Source organism: Nitrosospira multiformis (assembly GCF_900110185.1).
Classification (GTDB): Bacteria; Pseudomonadota; Gammaproteobacteria; order Burkholderiales; family Nitrosomonadaceae; genus Nitrosospira; species Nitrosospira multiformis_A.
Genome location: NZ_FOCT01000002.1, coordinates 37,827 through 62,459, shown reverse-complemented (window position 1 = coordinate 62,459; position 24,633 = coordinate 37,827). Strand labels below are relative to the sequence as shown.

The following is a 24,633-nucleotide window of genomic DNA, read 5'->3' as shown; positions in this document are numbered from 1 at the left end:
CCCTCTGAACAAGTGCTCCCTGCTCGCCTGGCAACATGTTCGAAGATTCCATAACATCATCTTATTATCTATTTGTCCGAGGAGAAGTTGTATGTCGCAAAAACACCCTGTCATCGCCGTTACCGGATCTTCCGGCGCCGGTACGTCGACGGTCAAGAATAGTTTCGAGCATATTTTCCGGCGCGAGAAACTGACTGCTGCGGTGGTGGAGGGGGATAGCTTCCATCGTTATGATCGCGATGCCATGAAAAAAGCCGTAGCCGAATCCGAAAAGGACGGAGGACGTCCCATCAGTCATTTCGGTCCGGAGGCCAACGAGTTCGAGAAGCTGGAAGCGTTGTTCAAGGAATACGGCGAAACCGGCGGCGGGGAGACGCGCCTGTACCTGCACAATGACGAGGAGGCCGCGCCCTATCAGCAGAAGGCAGGTACCTTCACGCCCTGGGCGCCGATAAAGCCCGGCTCGGACCTGCTGTTTTACGAGGGGCTGCATGGAGGAGTGCAGAGTGACACGGTGGACGCGGCCCGATATGTCGATCTGCTGGTCGGTGTCGTGCCCATCGTGAATCTGGAGTGGATTCAGAAAATCCACCGCGACATGAATGCGCGTGGTTATTCGGCCGAAGCGGTGACGCACACGATACTCCGACGCATGCACGATTATGTGCATTACATTACTCCGCAATTTTCCAAAACGCATGTCAATTTCCAGCGTGTGCCGACAGTGGATACCTCGAATCCTTTCATCGCGCGGGACATCCCGACGCTGGACGAAAGTTTCGTCGTGATCCGGTTTCGTGATCCGAGGAATGTCGATTTTCCGTATCTGCTTGCCATGATTCACAATTCATTCATGTCCCGCCCGAACACCATCGTCGTTCCCGGCGGGAAAATGGGTCTGGCCATAGAGCTCATATTGACGCCGCTTATTCTTGATCTCGTGGTGGCAAGCCGCAAAAAGTAGCCGCAGGTAATAGCGCCCAGCGTTATAGTAAAACTAAAACATCCTGCAAACCCGGCACCCTTCGTGCGCATCGCGCGACTCCCTATACCGGAAGGAGAACCAAGGGGCCGGGTATGCAGGAGCATCATACTGTTCTACATTGCTTTTAATCCGATTTTGCACGGCCTGAATGATCCCGGCCGTGCCCGGACCGGAAAAATCTTTGCTGTATGTCTTCTCTACTCACCGCACTAAACCCGGAACAACTCGAAGCAGTTACGTTGCCCCACCAGTCGGCGTTGGTGCTTGCCGGCGCGGGCAGCGGCAAGACCAAGGTCCTTACGACCCGCATCGCGTATCTGATTCAGTCCGGCGAAGTCAGTCCTCACGGAATATTGGCCGTCACTTTTACCAATAAGGCGGCCAAGGAAATGCTCACTCGCATTGCCGCCATGCTGCCCATCAATACGCGCGGTATGTGGATAGGTACCTTCCACGGCTTATGCAACCGCCTGCTTCGCGCTCACCACCAGGATGCCGGTTTGCCGCAAACCTTTCAGATCCTGGACTCCGCCGATCAGTTGGCGGTCATCAAGCGCATCCTGAAAAATCTGGGTGCGGATGATGAGAAATTTCCTCCGCGCCAGGTTCAATGGTTCATCAATAATGCCAAGGAAGAGGGGCTGCGCGCATCGCAGGTGGAAGCGTACGATGACTACACGCGCAAGATGGTCGAGTTTTATGCATCTTACGAGCAGCAATGCAACAAGGAAGGGGCGGTTGATTTTGCCGAGTTGTTGCTGCGCAGCTATGAATTGCTGATGCGCAACGAAATCGTACGCGAGCATTATCGCGGTCGTTTCCTGCACATCCTGGTGGACGAATTCCAGGATACCAGCCGGCTGCAATACAAATGGCTGCGCCTGCTCGCGGGTCCGAAAACCGCTGTCTTTGCCGTGGGCGATGACGATCAGAGCATTTATGCCTTTCGCGGCGCCAATACCGGCAACATGAGAGAGTTCGAACAGGACTTTCGCATCCCCAGAATTATCAAGCTGGAGCAGAATTACCGTTCACATGGCAATATTCTGGATGCCGCCAACACGCTGATACGCAACAACAATGGACGGCTCGGCAAGAATCTCTGGACTTCGGAAGGACGCGGGGAGCCGATACGGGTATACAACGCCCCGACGGATTTCGATGAAGCGGCGTTTATCGTGGATGAAGTCAAATCCCTGCGTGCGGAGGGGGTCCAATTGTCCCAGATCGCGTTGCTTTATCGTTCCAACGCGCAATCACGTGTGCTGGAGCACGCCTTGTTCAATGCCTCGCTGCCTTATCGGGTATATGGGGGCATGCGCTTCTTCGAGCGGCAGGAAATCAAGCACGCATTGGCTTACCTGCGAATGATAGCCAATCCGGAGGATGACAACGCGCTACTGAGAATCGTCAACTTCCCGGCGCGTGGCATCGGCCTGCGGAGCCTGGAGCAATTGCAGGATGAAGCCAGGCAACAGGGGGGGAGCCTCTGGGAAGCGATGCTGAAAAAATGCAGGGGCAGAGAGCCTTCCACGTCAGGCTTGCCGAATAAGTCCTCTGTGGGAATGGGGGAGAATAAAGAGCCGGATAGGCCTAGAAAAGGCATCGAGAGCTTCGTTGCGCTGATCGAATCGATGCGGCAGGTTTGTGAAACCCTGCCGCTCCCGGAAATCGTCGAACATATGCTGGAGCACAGCGGATTGATTAAGCATTACCAGGCCGAGCGCGAGGGTGCCGACCGGCTGGAGAATTTGAACGAGTTGATCACTGCGGCGACTGCCTTCGTGCATGAAGCCGAAGATGACGGCTTGGCCGTTTTTCTCAATCATGCTTCCCTGGAAGCAGGCGAGCACCAAGCCGGCGGAGGGGAGGACGCCTTGCAGCTGATGACCGTGCACTCAGCCAAAGGACTGGAATTTCACAGTGTATTTCTAAGTGGTCTCGAAGAAGGTTTGTTTCCCCACGATAACAGCCGTAACGAGGCGGGGGGGCTGGAAGAGGAGCGCCGCCTGATGTATGTAGCCGTGACGCGCGCGAGGCGCCGCTTGTATTTGAGCTTTGCTCAAAGCCGCATGTTGCATGGCCAGACTCGCTACAATATTCCCACTCGATTCATAGAGGAAATACCGCAGAGCTTGCTCAAGTGGCTGCAGCCCGTGCAGAAGACAGCGCCTTGGCGACCGGGACCGGTTTCTCCTACTCAGGAGGTTGCGCAGCGTCCCCAAATCCGGGAAATGGGGGTGAGGGAGACGACGACATCGCCCTGGCGCGTGGGCCAGAACGTGGTTCACGCAAAGTTCGGGGCAGGAGTGATCGTCAACTGCGAAGGCCGCGGTGCCGATGCGCGGGTTGAGGTTAAATTCGGCCGCAATGGCAGCAAGTGGTTGTTACTGGAATATGCAAAACTGACAGCGTTGTAAATCCTGTGAGCCCGGTGCCGGTGTGAGCTGGAAATGCTTTACTTTTCGCCTCGCCGCCTCGTTTCCCGCCGGGTACTCCCCGTCATGAATCCCCGAGGGGATTCATGCGCTTTCCGTGACATCCCCGGAATTTTCGGTTTCCTGAAAAATATCCATGTAGCTGGTGTAGATCGAGGCGAAAACGGTCGGGACCAGCACAAAAAATCCCAGGCCGTAAGGAATCATGGCGATTATCGTGAACGCCACGAGTACAATCAGGTAAATCTGGAATGCTACGATGTTTTTTACGCACGCAAAGAAGCTCGTTCGCATTGCTTCCACTGGAGACATTTCATCGAATACTGTCAGCAGAGGCGCGAACCAGGTCGCCATCAGGAGAGGAATGGACAGGGTCAGCGCTACCAGGGAAGCGGATAACATATCGCCTGATACGTTTTTCAATTCGTTTTCATCGACCCGTTTTCCTTCCAGCAACAGGCTCATCAGCACGTCACCCCCGACCAGCATGAATATGCCGACGATGAGCACCTGGCCCACCAGATAAATTCCCCCTATCGTAATCAGCGGTCCGGGGTTGCGAAAGCCCGCAAAGAGGTGCCCTATTTCCAGTTGCCCTCCGCGTTCCAGCGTTCTGCAGCCGATCATCAGTCCCGCCAGGAATACCGGCGAGAGCAACGTGAAAATGAATTGGCCCGCCGTTGGGATAAGTCCCAGGGTAGCCGCGATAAGCAGAAGGGTGGTGCAAAGAAGAATCCACACCATGGGGACTCTGCGGAATAACTGAAAGCCTTCCGCTATCCATTCCCATCCCCTTCTCCCGTCTACCTGCCTGATATCCATCTTGTTTTTTCTCCGATAAACGTCTTCCATCCCGCCCGCTGTTCAACTGACGCTCAGATCCACACCTCGGCGAGCTTCGAGCGTGCTGCTGCATGGTTTTTCAGTATACGCATGAAGTGAGCAGGGTCCTTCACGTGCGTAAGTTCTCCGGCCCGCGGCAGGTGATAATCCTGCAGGCGTGAGAGCCAGAAGCGCAATGCGCCGGCGCGCAGCATCACCGGCCAGGCATCACGCTCGGCCTCTAGCAGCGGCCGGGTGCGATGATAGGCTTCGAGCAGCGATAAAGTCCGCTCCGGGTCCAAGTCCGCATTTTCGTTGAGACACCAGTCGTTCGCGGTAATCGCCAGGTCGTATAGCAGCACATCGTTGCAGGCAAAGTAGAAATCGATCACTCCGCCCATTGCACCATTGTTGAAAAGCACGTTGTCACGAAACAGGTCGGCGTGGATCACACCACGCGGAAGGCTTTCCGTTCGATGCGATGATTGAAAGCGTAATTCCTCCCCGAGAATCGCAGCCTCGTCCTCCGAAAGAAACGGCATGACTTCCTGTGCCGCAGCTTTCCACCACTTGGGTCCTCGCAAATTCTCCATTTTTTCCGGATAGGATAAGCCGGATAAATGCATGTTCGCCAGGAGTTCGCCAACCTCGGCGCAGTGGGCGGCCGTGGGAGATTCCTGCGACTTTCCGGGAAGGCAGGTGACAATGCTCGCCGGCTTGCCGTTGAGCTCTCCCAGGAATTTATTGGCGAGATCCGCCACGGGACTGGGGCAGGGAAGGCCGTGGCGCGCCAGGTAGGCCATCAGATTCAAATAGTAGGGCAGTTCCGCCGAAGTCAGTTTCTCAAATAGAGTCAGAACATATTTACCGTGGCTGGTGGTGACAAAATAATTCGTATTTTCAATTCCGGAAGAAATACCCTGCAGATTGATCAGTTTGCCGACGGAATAATTTCTCAGCCACGCGGAAAGCTGCTCATGGGTAACTATGGTGAAGACAGACATGGAGCGGGAAAGTAAGGCAGAAGCAGTTTAATCAGGCGCAATGGCTGTCCTGGAAAATCAGAACTCGCGTATCACCCACATGGGAGGGCGAATACGCTGATCCAGACCGCCTGTATCGTGGGTGGAAAAAGTGCCATCGCCGCGATTGTCGATCAGGTAATACGGAAGCCCTATGCGCGGTACGACCTTGATCATGTAGAGGCGTCCATTGAGGCGATATTCCTCGATTTGGTCCTCTCCGCGCTTGGTGATGGTAACCTGGGGCTCAAGCGATTCTTCCTCGTCTTCGATACCGGCCGAAGGCAACGATAATTCCGGGGGTTCCGGCACTTCCGGTATGGGCCGCAAATCCTTGGGCTGATTGGATTGCGCCGCCGCTGGTAGTACAGAACTCAATAACAGTGCAACAACGATACGACGCATGGCGCCTCCCGGCGGGTCAGGTCAATATACCATTCTATCCGAAATGCCCTGAGTGTTATAGATTGAGTTGAATTTCCCGTTCCGCGACGGAAGGCTCGAAGCCGCGCGTCTCGTAATACTTGAATATCGCATCCACCACCTCCGCCGGCTCGTCGATTAGCTGGATCAGATCCATATCTTCAGGGGCGATCATGCCCTCCGCGACGAGTACATTCTGCAGCCACTCGAGCATGCCGCGCCAGAAATCCGAACGAACCAGGATAATGGGCATTCTGCGTGTCTTCCCGGTCTGGACCAGTGTCAGCGCTTCCATCAGTTCGTCCAGGGTGCCGAATCCGCCGGGCAGCACCACATAGGCTGTCGCGAGTTTGACGAACATGTATTTACGCGCAAAAAAATGGCGAAACGTCTGGCTGACGTCCTGATAAACATTCCGGTGCTGCTCGTGCGGCAACTGGATATTTAGTCCGATACTGGGGGATTCGCCATAATAGGCCCCCTTGTTCGCGGCTTCCATGATGCCTGGCCCTCCACCGGAGATGACGGAAAAGCCTGCATCGGAGAGTTGCCGCGCAATCTGCTCGGTTAACTCATAGTAGGGATGATCAGGGAGAGTGCGGGCACTGCCGAAAATGCTGACCGCCGGCATGACGGAATGGAGACGCTCCGTTGCCTCGACAAATTCTGCCATAATCCCGAACACGCGCCAGGATTCACGTCCTGACCATGCCTTCTCCTGGAAATCGTTTGTCATGGTACGGGCTGCTTTGTTTTTCAGGCTCATCGGAAAACCTTTGGAAGTTAAATGAAAACACTACTGCTGGTCGATGGTTCATCTTATCTGTATCGCGCTTTTCACGCGCTGCCCGATTTCCGCAACCGCAATAACGAGCCGACCGGTGCAGTCTATGGCGTGCTGAATATGCTGCGCCGCTTGCACAAGGATTATCAGGCCGATTATAGCGCTTGCGTATTTGATGCAAAAGGCAAGACTTTCCGCGATGAGCTCTACGCCGAGTACAAGGCGAACCGGCCCCCCATGCCCGACGAGCTTGCCGCCCAGATTGCACCGCTCCTGGAATGCATAAATGCGATGGGATGGCCGATGCTTTCTGTGGAAGGAGTAGAGGCGGACGATGTGATCGGTACGCTGGTGAAACAGGCGGAAGGCGAGAACATGCGCTGCATCATTTCGACTGGCGACAAAGACATTGCGCAACTGGTGAATTCGCAGGTAACCCTAGTCAATACCATGACGAACGAAATGCTTGATGAAGCCGGTGTGCTCGGACGTTTCGGCGTACCTCCAGAACGCATGCTCGACTATCTGGCGCTGGTGGGTGACGCGGTCGACAACATCCCCGGCGTGGCGAAGGTGGGACCAAAAACCGCGGTGAAGTGGCTCAATCAATATGGGACACTCGACAACCTGCTTGTCCACGCCGGTGAAATAGGCGGCGTAGTAGGGGAGAATCTGCGCAATGCGCTGGGCTGGTTGAGCAGATCGCGGCAACTGCTCTCCATTAAGTGTGACGTTTCGTTGCCGGTCAACCTGCATGATCTCGGACCCCAGCCTCCGAACACGATAAAGCTCGCGGAGTTGTACGAGCGGCTGGATTTCAAGAGCTGGTTGCGCGAGTTGCAACAGGAATCCCAAGCGGAAGGAGGCGCTGATGCGCTTTCTGCGGGTTCTGCCCCGGCAGGCTCGAATCTGGTACAGGCCGATTATCAGGCCCTTCTTACCCCGGAGCAACTCGATGAGTGGATGATGCGAATCGCCGCGGCACCGCTCGTTTCACTCGACACCGAAACGACGGGGCTTGATCCGATGCGCGCCGAGCTGGTGGGTATCTCGTTTTCCGTGGAACCACATCACGGGGCTTATATACCGCTGGGACATCGTTATACCGGTGCCCCCAGCCAGTTGCCGCTCGACTTTGTGCTCGAAAAGCTCAAATCTTGGCTGACGGACCCCTCCGCCCCCAAGCTGGGGCAGAACCTGAAGTTTGACAGGCACGTATTCGCCAATCACGGCATCAGGGTGAAAGGAATCGTTCACGACACGCTGCTGCAATCCTATGTCTTCGAATCCCATCACCCGCACGATATGGACAACCTTGCGCTGCGGCATCTGGGGATCAAAACCATCACCTATGATGAAGTCACCGGCAAGGGAGCCGCCCGAATAGGTTTCGAGCAGGTGGATATCGAACGCGCTGCGCAATATGCGGCCGAGGATGCGGATATCACGCTGCAGTTGCACCAGCACCTGTATGCTGAAGTTGGCAAGGATGCAAAGCTCGATCATATCTATCGCAGGCTGGAAATGCCCGTGATGGATGTCTTGTTCGAGATGGAGCGTAACGGCGTGCTGCTGGATCTCAAATTGCTGGAAACGCAAAGCCGTGAACTCGGCGAGAAAATGCTGGCACTGGAGGAGCGCGCCTGCACCATTGCCGGGCTGCCATTCAACCTGAATTCACCCAAACAGATTCAGGAAATCCTGTTTGACAGACTCAAGCTGCCTGTCATGAAAAAAACACCGAGCGGCGTTCCTTCCACCGACGAAGATGTGCTGCAAAAACTCGCACTCGACTATCCGCTCGCCAGGGCTCTGCTGGATTACCGCGGTCTTGCCAAACTCAAGTCGACTTACACTGACAAGCTGCCGCGCATGGTGCACCCCGTTACTGGAAGAGTGCATACTAATTATGCCCAGGCCGTCGCGGTGACGGGCAGGCTCGCCAGTAACGAACCGAACCTGCAGAACATACCCATCCGCACGGCCGAAGGACGGCGTATCCGGGAAGCATTCATCGCCCCGACGGGACACAGGATCGTTTCCGCGGATTATTCACAGATCGAATTACGCATCATGGCGCACATTTCACAGGATGCCGGACTGCTCAAGGCCTTCGCACAAGGGGAAGACATTCATCGCGCCACGGGCTCCGAGATATTCGGCGTTCCCCTGGAAACAGTGAGCAGCGAACAGCGCAGATATGCGAAAATCATTAATTTCGGCCTGATCTACGGCATGTCGGAATTTGGTCTCTCGACGCAGCTCGGCATCGAGCGGGCCGCGGCCAGAGCCTATATGGACCGCTACTTTGCTCGCTATCCAGGAGTGGCGGACTACATGCAGCGGACGCGAAAAACCGCAAGAGAAAACCGCTATGTGGAGACCGTCTTCGGACGGCGGCTGTGGCTGTCGGAGATCAACAGTTCCAACGGCATGCGCCGCCAGGCGGCGGAACGCGCGGCCATCAATGCGCCCATGCAGGGTACTGCCGCGGATATCATCAAGCTCGCGATGATAGAAGTGCATGACTGGCTGCGGCGGCATGACCTGAGCAGCAAACTCATTATGCAGGTCCATGACGAACTGGTATTGGAAGTACCGGAAAACGAAATCGAGACGATAAAGCGCGAGTTGCCGCTGCTTATGGGCAATGTGGCGCAACTTCAGGTGCCGTTATTGGTGGAAGTAGGCGTCGGGCCAAACTGGGAACAGGCGCATTGAACACAGGGGTGAAAAGAGCGGGAAGGGGAGAAGTATTACTTGCTAAATCCCTGAAAATTGTCGTAAAATCACCCCCTTTTCGATTTTGGACCTCCACAGGCAATTTACATGGTCATTATTCGACTGGCGCGAGGCGGCGCAAAAAAACGCCCGTTTTTCAATATGGTCGTAGCAGATTCACGCAATGCGCGTGACGGCAAGTTTATAGAGCGCGTCGGTTTTTATAACCCGCGGGCAGCCGAAGGTGAGGAATCGCTGCGTGTCAAGCTGGATCGCGTCACCTATTGGCAATCAAAAGGTGCGCAGCCGTCAGATACCGTGAAAAAGCTGATCAAGCAGTTTGGTTCCACGCAAGAAGTCGCAGGAAGCTGAACCTGGCCAATCCGCCGAACCAATGGTGATAATGGGCCGCGTTGCCGGTCCATATGCGGTAGCCGGCTGGATCAAGGTTTTTCCCTATACTGAATATGTGGATGGCTTGCTGGATTACCCGGACTGGTGGTTGGGCAGCGAGGGCGGCAAATGGCACAAATTCAAAGTGATCGAGGGCGAGGTTCACGGGAACGTATTGCTGGCTTCACTTGAACGATGTGCGGACCGTGACGCGGCAGCACGGCTGAAGGGACTGAAGATCGCCATTCCCCGCAGACTATTGCCGGCATTGCCGGAGAGCGGCGAGGAAGGTTATTACTGGTCAGATCTCATCGGGCTTGCAGTCATCAATTTGCAAGGTGAAGCGCTGGGTAAGGTGGCAGGGCTGCTGGAAACTGGAGCGAACGATGTGCTTCAGGTGCAAAACCCGGGAGAAACCGAAAGGTTGATACCTTTCATTGACCAGGTGATCATCAAAGTGGATCTGGCGGCGGGTCGGATTACGGTGGATTGGGGTCGGGACTACTGATTATGACGTTCGATTTCGACGTTATCACCCTCTTTCCCGAAATGTTCGATGCTGTAACCAGGTACGGGGTAACCGGGCGGGCGAATGAAAATGCCATTTATCGCCTGTATACCTGGAATCCGCGGGAATTTACCGAGGATAATTATCGCAGGGTGGACGACCGACCCTACGGAGGCGGACCCGGCATGGTAATGCTGGCGGAACCCCTGGAAAAAGCGATAACTGCTGCCAGGGAAAGGCAAAGAGCCTGTGGTATCAGCAGCACGAAAGTGATTTATCTGTCACCTCAGGGAAGGCCCCTGAACCAGAACGTGGTGACGGAATTAAGCGAATTGTCTGCATTGGTGCTGCTGGCAGGCCGTTATGAAGGAGTGGATGAGCGGCTGATCGAACGTCAGGTGGACTATGAGATTTCCATTGGGGATTATGTCGTATCCGGCGGTGAACTGGCGTCGATGGTGCTCATGGATTGTCTGGTGCGGCAGTTGCCCGGCGTATTGGGAGATCCGGAATCCGCGAATCAGGATTCCTTTACAGCAGGTTTGCTGGATTTTCCCCACTACACCCGACCGGAGGTCTATCGGGGAAGCGTAGTGCCCGAGGTCTTGTTGTCCGGAAATCACGCCAGGATTGAACGCTGGCGGCTACAGCAGTCCTTGGGAAGAACATGGTTGCGGCGGCCTGATCTGCTGGCATTGAAAATGGAGAAAGGCCTCACTGCGGAAGAGCGGAAATTGCTGGAAGAATTCCAGCACGCATACGAAGCGAATTGAGTGCCAAATTGAAAGTTACTGAAACGCAAGGAATATAAGGCAAGGAGTCACGAAAATGAATCTGATCGAGCAACTTGAAAGCGAAGAAATCAGCCGCCTGGGCAAGACAATTCCCGATTTTGCCCCTGGAGATACGGTTGTCGTCAACGTTAAGGTGGTGGAAGGAGACCGTAAACGCATTCAGGCGTACGAGGGTACCGTCATTGCCAAGCGTAACCGTGGTCTCAATTCTGCCTTTACCGTGCGCAAGGTATCCAGCGGTGAGGGAGTGGAAAGGACTTTTCAGACTTATTCTCCCCTGATTGCGAGCATAGAGATCAAACGCCGCGGGGCAGTGCGTCGTGCCAAGCTTTATTATCTCCGCGATCGCTCCGGCAAATCTGCTCGCATTCGCGAAAAACTGCCGGCTCGTGCTTCAGCCAGGAAGGCTGAAAACGGAACGCAAAAGACCGAGCAGGCCTAAACCATTAAGCCGGCATTAAGCCGGCTTTAAGCTTTAAGGAACCGCTGAGCAGATCTCCAATGGTTCCTTTCCCCACAGTTGCTGGCGGAGCGACTTGTGCGCAGTTACTCTCGTTCATGCTCTTGAGTACGCTACGCACGTTCGTCACTCGGCGCCTCGTCATTCAGGATTGATCCAGAGTCCGGCAAAGGTGGTGAAGGTAAGAGACAGAAGAGACTGCCAAGGCAGGATACGCTCGAGCGCTGCGATAGCGAATTTCGGCCATCAAATTCAGATCATGTATCATGGGGGTTAAGGCTTTCAGCCCTAACCCCTAGTCCCATTTTCGCCTGCCAGCCCTTAATTCTGCTTTGGCTGTGGCTTGTTTTCGATTTCCTTGTGCCAGATATCATAAACCTCATCGGGCCAGAGTGACTTGATCCAGACGATCACGTCCCCGATCTGCTGGTTTGTCAGTTTTCCCTTCCAGGCAGGCATGGCGCCATCCACGCTGCCATCCTGAATCATTTTTTCCAACGTTTCTGTTGAGTGATGCCAGGCGTGAGCGCTGCCATCCAATGGCGGCGGAGGATACCGGCCATCCGGTCCTGGAGTACGCCAACCTGGCGTAGCTTCACCGTTCGGTCCGTGACAACTTGCACAATTCTTTCGATAAATCTCTTCGCCGCGCTTGATTCTTTCCGGCGCGAGCTTGCGTGCAGCGAGGTTTTTAGGCGGCTCCACTTGAGCAGCGGCAGGTGGGGTTGTTGGTTCAGCCGGAACCGTACTGGACCCGGCAGGAGGCGGTGCGGAAGGTGCTGGCGGGGTCTCGGATGGAGCAGTCTCCGTGGCGGAAGGCGGCGTGGTTGTGGATGGCGAGGCGAGCTGCTTCGGCTCGCCGCATCCCGCGATCAGTCCAATCGTCATGCTTGCCAGGAGCAATACCCGCATATTTATGATTGTCCGGCTCATATGCCTGTCACTTTTGAGAGTATCGCCACGGCTACTGCCGGGAATACCGGGACCCGCGAGCTTCTTATCGCATACCTCGCTATCGCTCGATGATCTGAGGCTCCTCATTTGAGTCTCATCACAGATGTTTTCGGATCAGAGGGATGATGACGACTGTAAATCGATGTCTCCCCCTGTTTGTTAATCAGAAGCACATCGTACGGATCGTTACGCTCGCCTTCCATTCCAGGGGAACCATGCGGCATGCCGGGAGCAGTCAGGCCGATGGCGCGAGGACGCTCCCTCAGAAGTCGTTTGACATCTTGTGCAGGCACGTGTCCTTCAATTGCATAACCGTCGACCAGCGCGGTGTGACATGAACCGAGTGCAGGGGCGATGCCCGCCTGTTCACGGGCTTCCTTGTTGCCTACATCATGCGTGTTCACGGTAAATCCGTTGGCACGCATATGATCGACCCACTTCGCGCAGCACTTGCAGGTGGAACTTTTGTAAACGTCAACCGTTGCGGAAGCATAAGCGCCGCCCGCAAAGGCGGCAAACATGATTCCAGCCAATACTGCATGTCTCGATATTTTCATTTCGCTCCTACTGTGATTGTGCCTTTCATACCTGGGAAATTCATACCTTTGAAGTGGCCAGGCAGCGGGCAGGCAAAATTTACTGTGCCTGCTTCCGTGAAATGCCATACCAGCTCCCCGGTCTTACCCGGCTCGACCGAGACCATATCCGGCTGGTCCGGATGCGCATGGTCAGGGTGTTTTTTCAGCATTTTACCATGCTTGTCAATTTCTTCCGCAGTGCCGATCATCATCTCGTGCTTTTTCTTGCCTAGGTTCGTGATCAGAAATTTTATGGTTTCACCTTGTTTCACATTGATTGCGTCAGGTTTGAAGCGGTTATCCACCGCAGTTATTTCAACGATCCGGGAAACCTGACTGGGGTCCCCCGGCTTTCCTAGGGCTTCCGTGTCCTCCTGAGCAAGGGCGTTGATTGAAACCAGGCCGAGGCTTAAAGCAGATGCGATCAGAAACTTCTTCATGAGATTTTCTCCTTTCTATGCGAGGTCCCGCTTGGCCCTCTTCAAGCAGTCGTCTTTTTATTCTTCTTGCAAGCCCAATATAGCAAAGAAATGTCCACTTGCCGCGATAGACTGAAAACGCGGGTTTGGAGTTCCGCGAAGCATCCTGTTGTCTCCGCTTTGCATAGGGTCGCAATCTCACCGCAACCATCCCTTGCGTTTTATGTATATAAGTGGCAGCAGCGCAGCCGATACCGTCAGCCCCATTGAATAGATGAATCCGTATTCCCACGCGAGTTCCGGCATTACGGCGAAGTTCATGCCGTAAAAGGTGCCCACCAGCGTGGGCGGCAGGAAGACTGCGGTGATGATGGTGAAGACCTTGACGATCTGGTTCTGCTTGATGTTGAGAATATTCGTGACTGCATTCTGCAGATACCGCACTTTCTCGTGCTCGAAGTAGGCATGTTCCTTTACGCCGGCCACGTCTTCGGCCAGCTCCGTGGTCAATACCTGCAGCTCTGCCTCGGCCACGTTATCGATCTCGCCACTCAAGTAACGCACGGTGCGCGCCAGCGACAACTGGGCTTCCAGGCAGCGCGAAATAATATCTTCCTTTTCATTCAGGTCTTGCATGGTTTCTATCAGATCAGGCACACCCAGTTCCCTGCCCTGCGCATTGTATCCATCCGATATTTCGGAAATCTCTTCTGCGCTTCGCTCCAGTTCATCCGCAAGACGATCTATTACCGTATCCGCACTGTCATTGGCTACCTGCAACAATAGGCGAAGTACCCATTTCGGATTCTGGGCATGATTCGGCCTGCGATTCATGCGCTGCAATGCTGTATCGAACGGGTGAAAATCGGGGTGCTGGCAGAGAATCGCGACCAGTTGCTCACCCAGCATGAAAGTTACATCGCCAAAGCTCGGCGTCCCGTTGCTGCCCAAACGGAGGAGTTTGGCGCGCATGTACATGAAGGTTCCATCATCGAAGACGCTGCCTGCCTGCGGTGTGGTGTCGATACCGAAGCGCTGCTTCAGACACACAATGTCCTGGGGCGTCGGCGCATTGATCTCCAGCCAGACAATATGCTCATCGCCCTCCCGCCGCGGCAGGCCGTGAATGATGCAGAGTGAGTGATTATCCCTCACAACACTGCGAATCATGACGAACCTCCTTGTTATGGTGTGGTACCGCTCGAGGTTTCAGTTTATTTTTTTGCTTCGGCTTTTTCCCGATGGGAGGGCGACATGGAAGATGTGGCTACTGTCTGCTCCGACGGCTGTATGTAGTGCACGACGGTCATAACGAGTGCGAGCAACAGGTACAGCGCGATCACGGCCAGGATGACCTCGTTCTCGAGACTCCTGTTGTCACGCTGTGGGAGATTCTTTCTGAACATGGAGTACTCCTCGTCCATCTCATGGTAAATATTTAATGCAAAATGCCTTTCTTCCGCAAACCTGGTTCATGCACGATATAAATCCAGATTAGCAGAATCACGGTGAGTTTCCGGTAGAGTCGTTACCTGCACATGAGCATCGGCTTGACATGGACAAGGTTTTATTCGGCAAGTAGAATATTCCCGTCATCGGGGAGTAGCCTCCTTCCGTCGAATCGAAGGGCTTGCATCAACATACTTGACCCGTCCGGTCGTGGTGCAAGCAGTTCCGTGCCTGGGCAAGACCTTTGACCACATTGTCTCCGGAAGCCCCGGGAGAAACGTGGTCTCGATTCTTGTCCGGCCTGGAGCGTAAGAACGTGGAAGCTTTCCTTGTTTCGGCTGGCGTTGTCGCACTCGCAGAGATTGGCGACAAAACGCAGCTTCTCGCCTTTATCCTCGCGGCAAAATTTCGCCAGCCGGTTCCCATCGTGCTCGGTATACTCGTCGCTACCCTGTTGAACCATGCCTTCGCTGCCGCAATCGGTTCGTGGATCATCACGCAACTTGGCCCCGACACCCTGAACTGGATACTGGGCCTGCTATTTGTCGGCATGGCGATCTGGACACTCATTCCCGATCAGTTCGATGAAGCGCAGTCTGAAACCGGGGGCGATGGCGCCGGTGTTTTCAGTGCGACGCTCCTGGCTTTTTTCCTTGCAGAAATGGGCGACAAGACGCAGATTGCAACTGCGGCCCTGGCAGCGCAGTATCAGATGTTTTCCGCGGTGGTTGCAGGCACCACACTCGGGATGATGGTCGCGAACGTTCCGGCAGTCTATCTGGGCGAACGCCTGGCGAACCGGATTCCGGCGCGCCTCGTGCGTGGAATTGCAGCAGCTGTGTTTGTCCTTATCGGTAGCGCAGTCCTGCTTGAGGCGAGCAAAAATTTGGCGCTTTGAAAGATTCCGGAAATAATCCGGCAAAAAAAGAGAACAAGACGAATGACCTTTTTCCCTACCGGACACGCAAGCATCTTGCCACAGCCCCCATGCCTGCTCCTGCTTCTGCTCCTGGTGGGCGGCTGCGCATCCCCCATTGCCCTCAATCGGGCGGTCGACGCCTATGACGACGCGACTACCGGTGCCGCCTCCAGACAACTGCTGGTGAACATAGCGCGTGCTTATCATAATCAGCCCGTACACTTCACCGGCGTATCGAACGTTGCAGCAACGTTCGATTTCCGTGTCAATGCCGGCGCCACTCCAGCATTGACGGGAAATGCTGGTGGCATACTTATGCCTGTGTTTGGGGGAAGTGTGGCGGAAAATCCCACGATCACCATTGTTCCGGTAGAGGGAGAGGAATTTACCCGGCGTCTGCTCACCCCATTTCAGGAAAACAAACTCACGCTTTTGCTCCGTCAGCGTTTCGATATCGATCTCCTGATGCGGATGATGGCCCAGGAAGTGCGTGTCAATGATAACGAAGGGCGGCAGATTTCCTATCGCAATCGGCCCTTTGATTCGCCCGGCTACGGCATGTTCAGGCGCGTGGTGCTGCACTTGTCCGCCATACAGGATCATAACCACCTTCATGCGGAGCCATTGATTCTGGAGCAGACCTGGGCTATTCCCGCCGGCTCGGTGACGGCAGAAGGTTTTCAGGCTCTGCAGAGAGAGTTTTCCGTACGCTATGACGCGCAGGAAAACACTTATATCCTGGTCAAGCAGGCAGCGGGACCTATTCTCATCACCAATTATGACCCCAACATCCTCTCACCTGAGGAGCGTAAGCGCTTGAGCAATGAGGCGCGTGAATGGAGTCCCAATGATGTCGCTTTCGATATTCGCCCCAATCATTTTGGCGGAGAGTGGCCCATGAAAGGAATTTTCCGTCTCCGCAGCTTCCATGCCATTCTCAATTTCCTCGGACGCACCCTGGGCGACGAGCCGGAATATCATGTGGAGAAAGACGTCCGTACACCGCCCCTCGAGGATGATGAAAATCCTGTTGATACCATGAAACTGTCGGTGACGGACTCGGCTCCCCGAGAAGCCGATCTGTGGGTGCGCGTCTATGATCAGTATTACTCGGTACACACCCGGGGACCCCTGGCGCGCTGGAACCGGAGCGCCTTCCAGCTGCTGTATCTTCTGTTCCAGATGACGGTTACGGATCTGCCGCGCTCGGGGGTGCCAAGCATCACGATCGCAAAATAACGACCGCTTTTCGAAAGTGCTTGCCCATGAAATGCTCGAATCGGGAGCTTGCAACAATTGCGGATAGCCGAAGTATCAACTGGTGGTTTGCTTCAATAGCGTATCGGCTCCACAGGCCGTCCCATCGATTTCAACGATTTTGCGTCGCGATCTGGCTCCTTGCCTGAGTATTACCTGACGCTGAGGCACTCCAAAAACCCCAGCGAGAAACGCGAGCAAAGCAGCATTCGCTGCACCTTCTACCGGCGGGGCGGCAAGTTTGATTTTCAGGGCATCGCCGTGCCGGCCGACGACTTCAGTACGCCTTGCACCGGGCTGTATGTGCAGAGTGAGAATCAGGCGTTTTCCGGTATCATCGCTGCGATACCATTCGTCGCTTGAAGCCATTTCCACGGTCAGAACAAGCGACTGACTTCCCGCTCCATTCCCGCCGTTACAAAAAGAAGCAACTGAATGACGATCAATACGAACAGCGGCGAGAGATCGATATTTCCGATGGGAGGAATGTGCTCGCGGATAACGCCCAGAAACGGCCGGGTAAAGCTGTCGAGCAGCGGGGCCAGCGAATTGTAGGGATTAATCCAAGAAAGCACAGCCTGGATGATGATCGCCACCATGATGATGTAAAGCGTCGTCTTGATGATTTCCACCAACCCTAGGAGCGCCAGTCCGCCCACGGCAGTGCCCATCGTGGAGCTGAAGTCGTAACCCTTCAGCATTAACACGCTCCCCAGCAACATGACTTGAGCAATCCATGCCAGCAAAAGCGTTGAAAGATCCATGCCGCGATAACCGGGAATGACGCGCCGTGCGGGCTTGACCAGAAAATCGGTTATTGCAATCAGAAATGACGAGAGCGGGTTTCCATACGGCGCGCGCACCAGTTGCATATAAAAGCGCAGCAGCAGCGCCAGGGAAAACAATCCCAGCAGGGTATCGAGCAGAAATATGAGCATCTGACTGATCATGAAAGTATTATCCGTTTACTGCGCCACTTTGCGCATGGGTTATTCTCTATTCTGTCATGTCCGGCCGAGTTCGTCGCCCATCTCGCGTGACCGCTGATATGCGACACGGATTGCCCGGATGATTCCGTTTTTGACATCGTCATTTTCCAGCGACCTTATCGCGCGTTCCGTCGTACCGCCGGGCGATGTGACCCGCGCGCGCAGAACACTTGCCTCATCCGTGCTCTCGCTCGCGAGCCTGGCGGCTCCAAGAAAGGTTTCAATGCTCAGTTTGCGCGCCTGGTCCAGATCCAGCCCCAGTTCCTGTCCTGCCTTTTGCATGGCCTCGATGAAGTAAAATACATAAGCAGGACCACTGCCTGAGGTGGCAGTCACTGCATCCAGCAGTTCCTCGCTTTCAACCCATAGCACAGTGCCGACCGCGCCGAGTATGGCCTCCGCCTCACGTTTCTCCTCATCGTTCACGCCCGCCATTGCATAGAGCCCGGTAACGCCGGAGCCAACGAGCGCAGGCGTATTGGGCATGGCGCGCACGATGCGAATATAGCCGCCGAGCCAATGTGAAAGAGCATTTGCCCGAATACCGGCGGCGATCGAGATGACAAGATTCTGTTCGAGCAGCGGCGCGAGCCCGCGCGCCACGATGGAGAGCTGCTGCGGCTTTACGGCGAGCACGATTATCTCCCTGTCGTCGATCATGCCCCGCGCAAGTTCCGCCACCGCCTCCACGCCAAACTCACGCCGAACTCTGTCGCGTGTTTCAGCGTTGATCTCCGCTACCCGTATCTGTGCCGGTGAATAATCCTGTTGCAGCAGCCCGCCAATCAGAGCGCAAGCCATGTTGCCACCACCAATGAATGTAATATTCATGTATCCCAGTGAATTTATTTCTGGCAACGCGGGCAATAAAAACTCGAACGCTGCCCCTGCCTGATCTGTTCGATATTTGTACCACATTTCCGGCAAGGCTGCCCGGTCCGCCCATAAACCCAATACTGCTGCTGGAAATATCCGGGATTGCCATCGCTGCCAACGAAATCGCGCAGGCTGCTGCCGCCTGCTTCTATCGCGCGCCCAAGAGTTTCTTTGATTGCCTGTGCCAATCCCGCGCATCTCCTCGCTCCAATCCGGCCGGCAGCGAGGGCGGGATGAATACCGGCAAGAAAGAGCGCTTCGTTTGCGTAAATGTTTCCGACGCCGACGACAATGCGGCTGTTCATCAATACCTCTTTAATGCTGGCGCTACGGTTTCGGGTTTTTCTGTACAGCAGCTTTCCGTCGAATGTTTCGGTAAGAGGCTCGGGTCCCAGGTGAGACAGTAGGGGGTGGTCGGCCGCATTTCCCGCAGTCCACAGCACAGCCCCAAAGCGGCGAGGATCCCGAAAACGGAGAACCATGCCGTTATCCAGGAGCAGATCGACATGGTCGTGCTTCTGTGGGGCGATATTAGCTGTAAGGGGAAGCAATCTCAAGCTGCCGGACATGCCGAGATGCAAGATCAGCGTGCCAGCACCGCAGTCGAGCAAGAGGTATTTTCCGCGACGCGTTACCGTTCTGATTTTCAGGCCGCAAAGCGTTCGCTCAAGGTCCGGCACCGGCCAGCGTAGATTCGGGTTTCGTACCGTCAAGCCGGCGATCTTGCGTCCCTCGAGTCCAGAGGCGATGCCGCGACGGACAACTTCGACTTCAGGCAGTTCAGGCAATTCGAATGTCGGGATGGAATGTTGGGATAAAGAGGTCGCCGGGTATGGTCAAGGTAGGGGCAACGCTGTCCAGGATTGCGGATTCACCGGGGCTGATCGGTTGCTCCGTATCCTGAGCGAAAAGCAGGGAGAAGCATTCTTTATCTTCTTTTACGCCGCCACCATATCATCATCCCGCTCCCAAGGAAAATCAGCGGCATCACGATGAGGAATCCCCAGGCTATTATCGTCAGTGTTGGTTCCTTCAAGGTCAAGCTGTTGTCGATGGTCGTTCGTGGCTGGATAGCGATGAGGTCTTCATCGCCGGCAAGCCAGTTGACGAGGTTGACGCCAAAATCAAGATTTCTGCCATAGCCGAGGTAACCATTGGCGAGAAAATAACCGCTTCCGATAACGGCGACCCGCTGCTCCTGATCATTCACCGTGCGGCTCAACACAGCCGCGATACTGACTGGACCGGATACGTCATACATCGCATCGAATGCGATGCCGGCCTTCAGATCGCCTGTTTCCACCCATCCGTTTTCTCCGGCCTCCACCAGCGAGAGGCTGTGCCATGTATCGTTTTCGTTGATTGTGATCTGGCGCGCAAAAGGAAATACCGTGAGGTAATCAAAGTTGCGAGTGATGGGATGTTCGCCGTAGGTTGCGCCTACAGAAAAAGTAACGGGTGCTTTCAACTGTCCCGCCTGGGGGTCGATCACCACGCCGGGCGTCAGCGTCAGTTCAAGTTTTTCCGCCAGTGGCTGTAATCCGTGCAAAGGTTGCTGGTCCAGCAGCCATAAAAGATTACCGCCGCGCTCGATATACGCGAGTATTCGATCGACTTCGCCCTCGGACAGATCGGCCTGAGGCGAAGCAATGATGAGCAAGCTCGCATTTGCGGGCACTTCAGGAGTGGTGACCAGATTGAGCGGTTGAATTCTGAAGCCTTTTGCCGTCAATTGCTGCCCAAATTCCCCGAGGTCGCGATTGCCAATACCATCCAGCCTGCGTTCGCCATGGCCGCTCAGCGTGACCACGGGCCTGCTGCCGGTGCGCATCAAGCGCATCAGCAAGTTGATCAGCGCATGCTCATTGAATGTAGTCAGCTGTTCCACCCTGCCGTTATATTCGACGATCATTTCGCCGTTGCCCTCGACACCTGCCTCCCGTGCCAGATCGGGGTGCTCGGAGGGGTCGATGAAGGTGACAGCGAAATCAGGCTTGGCATGCTGATAAGGTGTCAGAAAGTCCCGGATGATTTTGGACACATTGCCAAGTTGAGCATCCTGAGGGGATATGTAGACGCTTCCCAGCAGGGGGCCTTCCATTTGCTTTAGCACCTCCAGGCTGGTCGGGCTCAGGCTATTGCGTTCATTCTGGGTGACATCCCACTGAACCCGATTCTCCCAGGCCAGATAACCGGGCAACGCTACCAGCAGTATGAGCGTTATCAGAAATGTTGCGCTTTGTGTCCCGCGCAATCGCAGTTTTTTCCTCTTGAGATGCATACCTACCTGTACAGTTTCAGCCAGCGAACGGATAAGGCCAGAAAAAAGAAAATGAAAAGAGCAAAATAAGCGAGGTCGAATGTATCGATCATTCCCCGGTTGAAATTTTCAAAATGAGCGAACGGGGACAAGCTGCGGGTTATGCCGTTTTCTCCGCTTTCAGCGTTATCCATTATCCATAGCGCGAAAAGTATGCAGAGGGCCGCTGCTCCCGCGATGGCAGGTTGGGTGCTGAGGCAGGAGATATATAATCCGAGCGCAACGAAACAAGCTGAGAGAAGCCACAGCCCCGCAACGTTGCTCAGCAACAAGCCGAAATCCAGTCTGCCTCCCGCAAGCAGGGAAATCGCCAATGCGACAATCAGGGCGATGATGGCCGACAGAAAAATCATCAGGCCGAGAAACTTTCCCAGGACAATTTCCGTCATTGAAACAGGTGCGGAAATCAGGAAAGGTAAAGTGTGATTGCGGCGCTCCTCAGCAATGAGACGGGAGGTCAAAAGCGGCGTTATCATCAGCAGCACGACTGCGCCTATGGAGAATAACGGAGCCGCAATTGCTTCGGTTGCTCCTGGCGGGTGGGCAATTCTTATCAGCTGCGGTTGAACCTGCAGGAAGCTTTCAAGATTCGCCAGGTAGAACCAGGCGAATACCAGTTGCGCCAGCGCAAGTATTACCCATGCCAAAGGGGACCCGAACAATACTCCCAACTCCTTCCGGGCAATGATCGTAATCAAGTTTCAATTTTCTCCAGGGTGGATTGCGTGAATATCTCTTCGAGCCGGGTTCCTTCCAGCTTCATCATATCCACCGAACCCTCGAACACCTGTCGTCCGTGGTTGATGATCTGCACACGGTCGCACACGCTCTCAACCTCCGATAAGGCGTGTGTTGAAAAAATCACGCTTCTCACTGCGCCAAGTTCACGGATGAGTGACCGGACATCGCGCATCTGGTTGGGATCCAGCCCCGAGGTCGGTTCGTCGAGAATGATGACTGCGGGATCGTGAATGATGGCCTGGGCGATACCTGCGCGCTGCTGGTAGCCTTTTGACAGAGAACCGATCAGCCGTCGGCGCACATTCTCCAGTCCGCAACGTTCCACGGCCTTCCTGATTGCATCATCTGTTTTCGAGCGGGCGAGACGGCGCAATCTCACGGCAAGCCGTAAATACTCATCTATCGTTAGCTCCCGGTAGAGAGGGGGTACCTCAGGCAGATAGCCGATACATGCTTTCGCTCCGAGTGTTTGCTTCTGCAGATCCATGCCGCAGATTTCGACCTTGCCGGTGCTGGGAGCAAGATTCCCGGTGAGGAGACGCATAATCGTCGTCTTGCCCGCGCCATTGGGTCCAAGGAGACCAAGCACTTCCCCTTGCCGCAGTTCCAGGCTGACCTGGTCAACGGCAGTGCGAGCGCCAAAATAACGGCTCAGACCATGCGCTGAAATGGTTTTCTGTTCTGTTTTTGCAGACATGACAAGATCAATGATTCAGGTTGGTGGATGAATCGAAGTTCTTTTTTCATTTCAGGGGAACGCAGTGCGTAATCATGGAGCGGCGACCTCCGGTAAATCCTTGCAAGCAGATGTTACGGCTCAGGTGTCTACTTGTGATAAGCGTAAAATATACCTAATATGTGGGCTGTACTGAAGGAAAGCCCATCCATTTGCAGCCTCTTTTTCGAATCTTCCGGATTTCCGCATGAGTCTTAAAGTTCCCGGCGCATTACCGCTGCTCTTTCTTGCCGCCTGTTCACATCTTCCTGCCAAGACTCCTCTCACGGCGGAAAAACCGGCAGAGAAGAAGGAGTCAGAGCAGTCAAGAGTACCCCATCAGGATTTGACCCCCTCCATGCTGTTCGATTTTCTGCTGGCGGAGACAGCGCTGCAGCGGGGTGACACGGAAATCGGTCTTCGTACCTATCTCAAGCTTGCAAAAAACACTCAGGATCCGCGGGTGGCCCAGCGCGCTACGGAAGCCGCGCTTCAGGCGCGCCAGCCGGCATTCGCCCTCGAAGCGGCAAAAATCTGGACAGAACTCGATCCGGAATCGATTCCAGCCCGTCAGATGATGGCTGCATTGCTGGTGCATTTTGACAGATTGGATGAGGCCCGTCCCCATTTGGAAAAATTGCTGGCGGTTGCGGGAGACAAGATCGATGATGCTTTCATGCAACTGAACAGCCTGCTGGTGCGCAGTCCCAATAAGAATGCAATCTTCGAATTGGTAAAGCAGCTCGCGCAACCTTATCCCGATCTGCCGGAAGCGCATTTTGCCGAGTCCCAGGCAGCGTGGTTTGCCGAGCGTTTCGACACCGCTCTGGAAGAGATGAAAAAAGCGCTGGCGCTGCGCCCGGAGTGGGAGATGGCGGCAATTTACGAAGGACGTATTCTGGCGCGCGAATCCAACGCCCGCGCAATCGAATTTTTCGACGATTATCTCAAGCGCTATCCCAAAGCCAACGATACACGCATCACCTATGCACGCCTGCTGCTGGCTGAAAGAGATTATAGCAAAGCCCGCGAGCAGTTCCAGAAATTGCTGACAGAAAATCCGGATAACCCGGATGTTGCCATTGCCGTCGGCCTGTTATCCCTGGAGCTGCAGAACTACGATGTAGCCGAGTCGAATTTCAAAAGAGCGCTGGAACTGGGTTATCGGGACCCGGGAATGGTGCGCTTTTATCTCGGCGGCATCAGTGAAAAAAAACAGCAGATCCCCCAGGCATTGAATTGGTATCGTTCGGTTACGGATGGAACCCAGTTTATCCCGGCACAGATCAAATATGCCATTCTGTTGAGCAGAACGGGCAAAATGAAGGAGGGCCTCCAGCACTTGCAGCAACTGCCGGTGGCCAATGATCAGCAGCGGGCGCAGGTGATCATCGCCGAGGCGCAATTGTTGCGCGAGTCGGGCGCTTATAAGAAAGCCTTTCAGCTCCTGAGCAGCAGTCTTGAAAAACTTCCCGATTCCCCCGAGCTGCTTTATGACCGTGCCCTGGCTGCGGAGAAAATAGGCAAGGCGGATATCATGGAGCAGGATCTGCGCAAACTGATCCAACTGAGGCCCGACCATGCCCACGCTTACAACGCCCTGGGTTACGGAATTGCCGAGCACTCCAGCCGGCGCCTGCCGGAGGCGCTGGAACTGATCGAGAAAGCGATCAAGCTTTCTCCTATCGACCCGTACATCATCGACAGCCTGGGATGGGTGCATTATCGCATGGGGGACATCAACCAGGGATTAAGCTACCTGCGACAGGCGTTTGCAATGAATCCCGATCCGGAAATCGCTGCTCACCTGGGGGAAGTATTGTGGGTGCAGGGAATGAAGGACGAAGCGAAAGAGATCTGGCAGACGGCGCTCAAGAATCACCCCGGCAACGAAGCGTTGATTGGTGTGATGAAGAAGTTCATGAAGTAGCGCGAGGGCGGAATAGAGGATGCCCTGCGCTGATTCGCAGCCTGTTCGCCCTGTGACCCCGGTTTGTCCGAAGTTGAAAAATTTCGGAAGATTTCCCCTGTCCTCCTTTCGCTCCTTGCGCTCATGGCATGTTGTT

26 protein-coding genes and 1 riboswitch are annotated in these 24,633 nt (G+C 54.8%); of the genes, 10 read left to right on the top strand and 16 right to left on the bottom strand.

Going from position 1 to position 24,633, the window contains the following annotated elements:
* Positions 1–91 precede the first annotated feature (91 nt).
* Both BMY01_RS02605 and BMY01_RS02600 read left to right on the top strand, forming a co-directional pair.
* Entirely contained in the window at positions 92–964 is an 873-nt protein-coding gene (locus BMY01_RS02605; protein ID WP_074744064.1) for a phosphoribulokinase, read from the top strand.
* A gap of 209 nt (positions 965–1,173) precedes the next feature.
* Positions 1,174–3,405 (top strand): UvrD-helicase domain-containing protein, encoded by a 2,232-nt coding sequence (locus BMY01_RS02600; protein WP_074744062.1) that lies wholly within the window; start codon positions 1,174–1,176, stop codon positions 3,403–3,405.
* A 102-nt stretch (positions 3,406–3,507) separates the two neighbouring features.
* On the opposite strand, the gene BMY01_RS02595 is transcribed toward BMY01_RS02600, so the two are convergent.
* From BMY01_RS02595 to BMY01_RS02580, 4 genes are read right to left on the bottom strand one after another with little or no spacing between them, the layout of a single operon-like run.
* A complete protein-coding gene (locus BMY01_RS02595) occupies positions 3,508–4,245 on the bottom strand; it encodes a BPSS1780 family membrane protein (RefSeq protein WP_074744060.1) in 738 nt (245 codons plus the stop codon).
* Positions 4,246–4,298: 53 nt separating this feature from the next.
* Positions 4,299–5,249 (bottom strand): homoserine kinase, encoded by a 951-nt coding sequence (locus BMY01_RS02590; protein ID WP_074744058.1) that lies wholly within the window; start codon positions 5,247–5,249, stop codon positions 4,299–4,301.
* A 57-nt stretch (positions 5,250–5,306) separates the two neighbouring features.
* Complete coding sequence (locus BMY01_RS02585) at positions 5,307–5,672, bottom strand: DUF2782 domain-containing protein (RefSeq protein ID WP_074744056.1); 366 nt, start codon at positions 5,670–5,672, stop codon at positions 5,307–5,309.
* Positions 5,673–5,727: 55 nt separating this feature from the next.
* Positions 5,728–6,456 (bottom strand): LOG family protein, encoded by a 729-nt coding sequence (locus tag BMY01_RS02580; RefSeq protein ID WP_074744054.1) that lies wholly within the window; start codon positions 6,454–6,456, stop codon positions 5,728–5,730.
* A gap of 21 nt (positions 6,457–6,477) precedes the next feature.
* Here BMY01_RS02580 and polA point away from each other — a divergent pair, with 21 nt between their 5' ends.
* The 5 genes from polA (at position 6,478) to rplS (ending at position 11,332) form a co-directional block, all read left to right on the top strand.
* Positions 6,478–9,195: a DNA polymerase I gene (gene polA / locus BMY01_RS02575; RefSeq protein ID WP_074744052.1), complete on the top strand. Its 2,718-nt coding sequence runs from the start codon at positions 6,478–6,480 to the stop codon at positions 9,193–9,195.
* A 108-nt stretch (positions 9,196–9,303) separates the two neighbouring features.
* Positions 9,304–9,567 carry a 30S ribosomal protein S16 gene (gene rpsP, locus BMY01_RS02570; RefSeq protein WP_074705489.1) on the top strand — a complete coding sequence of 88 codons (264 nt, stop codon included), beginning with the start codon at positions 9,304–9,306 and terminating at the stop codon, positions 9,565–9,567.
* Positions 9,568–9,589: 22 nt separating this feature from the next.
* A complete protein-coding gene (gene rimM / locus BMY01_RS02565) occupies positions 9,590–10,096 on the top strand; it encodes a ribosome maturation factor RimM (protein WP_074744050.1) in 507 nt (168 codons plus the stop codon).
* 2 nt (positions 10,097–10,098) lie between these two features.
* Positions 10,099–10,869, top strand: coding sequence for a tRNA (guanosine(37)-N1)-methyltransferase TrmD (gene trmD / locus BMY01_RS02560; protein ID WP_074744048.1), 771 nt, complete (start codon positions 10,099–10,101; stop codon positions 10,867–10,869).
* A gap of 55 nt (positions 10,870–10,924) precedes the next feature.
* Positions 10,925–11,332: a 50S ribosomal protein L19 gene (gene rplS, locus BMY01_RS02555; protein WP_011379934.1), complete on the top strand. Its 408-nt coding sequence runs from the start codon at positions 10,925–10,927 to the stop codon at positions 11,330–11,332.
* 339 nt (positions 11,333–11,671) lie between these two features.
* Here rplS and BMY01_RS02550 read toward each other — a convergent pair whose 3' ends face one another.
* From BMY01_RS02550 to BMY01_RS02530, 5 genes are all read right to left on the bottom strand, one after another.
* The gene (locus BMY01_RS02550; RefSeq protein WP_254772573.1) at positions 11,672–12,391 is read right to left on the bottom strand and encodes a c-type cytochrome; all 720 of its coding nucleotides are present in this window, start codon (positions 12,389–12,391) and stop codon (positions 11,672–11,674) included.
* Entirely contained in the window at positions 12,388–12,861 is a 474-nt protein-coding gene (locus tag BMY01_RS02545) for a DUF411 domain-containing protein (RefSeq protein ID WP_074744046.1), read from the bottom strand. The genes BMY01_RS02550 and BMY01_RS02545 overlap by 4 nt, the downstream gene beginning before the upstream one ends.
* Positions 12,858–13,322: a cupredoxin domain-containing protein gene (locus BMY01_RS02540; protein WP_074744044.1), complete on the bottom strand. Its 465-nt coding sequence runs from the start codon at positions 13,320–13,322 to the stop codon at positions 12,858–12,860. The genes BMY01_RS02545 and BMY01_RS02540 overlap by 4 nt, the downstream gene beginning before the upstream one ends.
* A 177-nt stretch (positions 13,323–13,499) precedes the next feature.
* Positions 13,500–14,471, bottom strand: a complete 972-nt coding sequence (locus tag BMY01_RS02535) for a CorA family divalent cation transporter (RefSeq protein WP_074744042.1) — start codon at positions 14,469–14,471, stop codon at positions 13,500–13,502.
* Positions 14,472–14,515: 44 nt separating this feature from the next.
* Positions 14,516–14,707 (bottom strand): hypothetical protein, encoded by a 192-nt coding sequence (locus BMY01_RS02530; protein ID WP_139176668.1) that lies wholly within the window; start codon positions 14,705–14,707, stop codon positions 14,516–14,518.
* 179 nt (positions 14,708–14,886) lie between these two features.
* Positions 14,887–15,058, top strand: a riboswitch (yybP-ykoY riboswitch).
* 8 nt (positions 15,059–15,066) lie between these two features.
* On the opposite strand from BMY01_RS02530, the gene BMY01_RS02525 reads away from it, so the two are divergent.
* Together BMY01_RS02525 and BMY01_RS02520 are read left to right on the top strand one after the other, a co-directional pair.
* The gene (locus BMY01_RS02525; RefSeq protein ID WP_074744526.1) at positions 15,067–15,648 is read left to right on the top strand and encodes a TMEM165/GDT1 family protein; all 582 of its coding nucleotides are present in this window, start codon (positions 15,067–15,069) and stop codon (positions 15,646–15,648) included.
* 42 nt (positions 15,649–15,690) lie between these two features.
* Positions 15,691–16,908: a hypothetical protein gene (locus BMY01_RS02520; protein WP_074744038.1), complete on the top strand. Its 1,218-nt coding sequence runs from the start codon at positions 15,691–15,693 to the stop codon at positions 16,906–16,908.
* Positions 16,909–16,983: 75 nt separating this feature from the next.
* Here the strand turns inward: BMY01_RS02520 and BMY01_RS02515 are convergent, their stop codons facing one another.
* The 7 genes from BMY01_RS02515 to BMY01_RS02485 form a co-directional block, all read right to left on the bottom strand.
* Positions 16,984–17,295: a DUF167 domain-containing protein gene (locus BMY01_RS02515; protein WP_074744524.1), complete on the bottom strand. Its 312-nt coding sequence runs from the start codon at positions 17,293–17,295 to the stop codon at positions 16,984–16,986.
* A gap of 8 nt (positions 17,296–17,303) precedes the next feature.
* Positions 17,304–17,876 (bottom strand): YggT family protein, encoded by a 573-nt coding sequence (locus tag BMY01_RS02510; RefSeq protein ID WP_074744036.1) that lies wholly within the window; start codon positions 17,874–17,876, stop codon positions 17,304–17,306.
* Between the two features lie 54 nt (positions 17,877–17,930).
* A complete protein-coding gene (gene proC / locus BMY01_RS02505) occupies positions 17,931–18,746 on the bottom strand; it encodes a pyrroline-5-carboxylate reductase (RefSeq protein ID WP_074744034.1) in 816 nt (271 codons plus the stop codon).
* A 14-nt stretch (positions 18,747–18,760) separates the two neighbouring features.
* A complete protein-coding gene (gene mutM, locus BMY01_RS02500) occupies positions 18,761–19,579 on the bottom strand; it encodes a bifunctional DNA-formamidopyrimidine glycosylase/DNA-(apurinic or apyrimidinic site) lyase (protein ID WP_074744032.1) in 819 nt (272 codons plus the stop codon).
* Between the two features lie 140 nt (positions 19,580–19,719).
* The gene (locus BMY01_RS02495; RefSeq protein WP_074744030.1) at positions 19,720–21,072 is read right to left on the bottom strand and encodes a GldG family protein; all 1,353 of its coding nucleotides are present in this window, start codon (positions 21,070–21,072) and stop codon (positions 19,720–19,722) included.
* A 2-nt stretch (positions 21,073–21,074) separates the two neighbouring features.
* Positions 21,075–21,809: an ABC transporter permease gene (locus tag BMY01_RS02490; RefSeq protein ID WP_074744028.1), complete on the bottom strand. Its 735-nt coding sequence runs from the start codon at positions 21,807–21,809 to the stop codon at positions 21,075–21,077.
* Complete coding sequence (locus tag BMY01_RS02485; protein ID WP_074744026.1) at positions 21,806–22,549, bottom strand: ABC transporter ATP-binding protein; 744 nt, start codon at positions 22,547–22,549, stop codon at positions 21,806–21,808. Before BMY01_RS02485 ends, BMY01_RS02490 begins: the two co-directional genes overlap by 4 nt.
* A gap of 226 nt (positions 22,550–22,775) precedes the next feature.
* Here BMY01_RS02485 and BMY01_RS02480 point away from each other — a divergent pair, with 226 nt between their 5' ends.
* Positions 22,776–24,497, top strand: coding sequence for a tetratricopeptide repeat protein (locus BMY01_RS02480; protein ID WP_074744024.1), 1,722 nt, complete (start codon positions 22,776–22,778; stop codon positions 24,495–24,497).
* Positions 24,498–24,633: the final 136 nt, after the last annotated feature.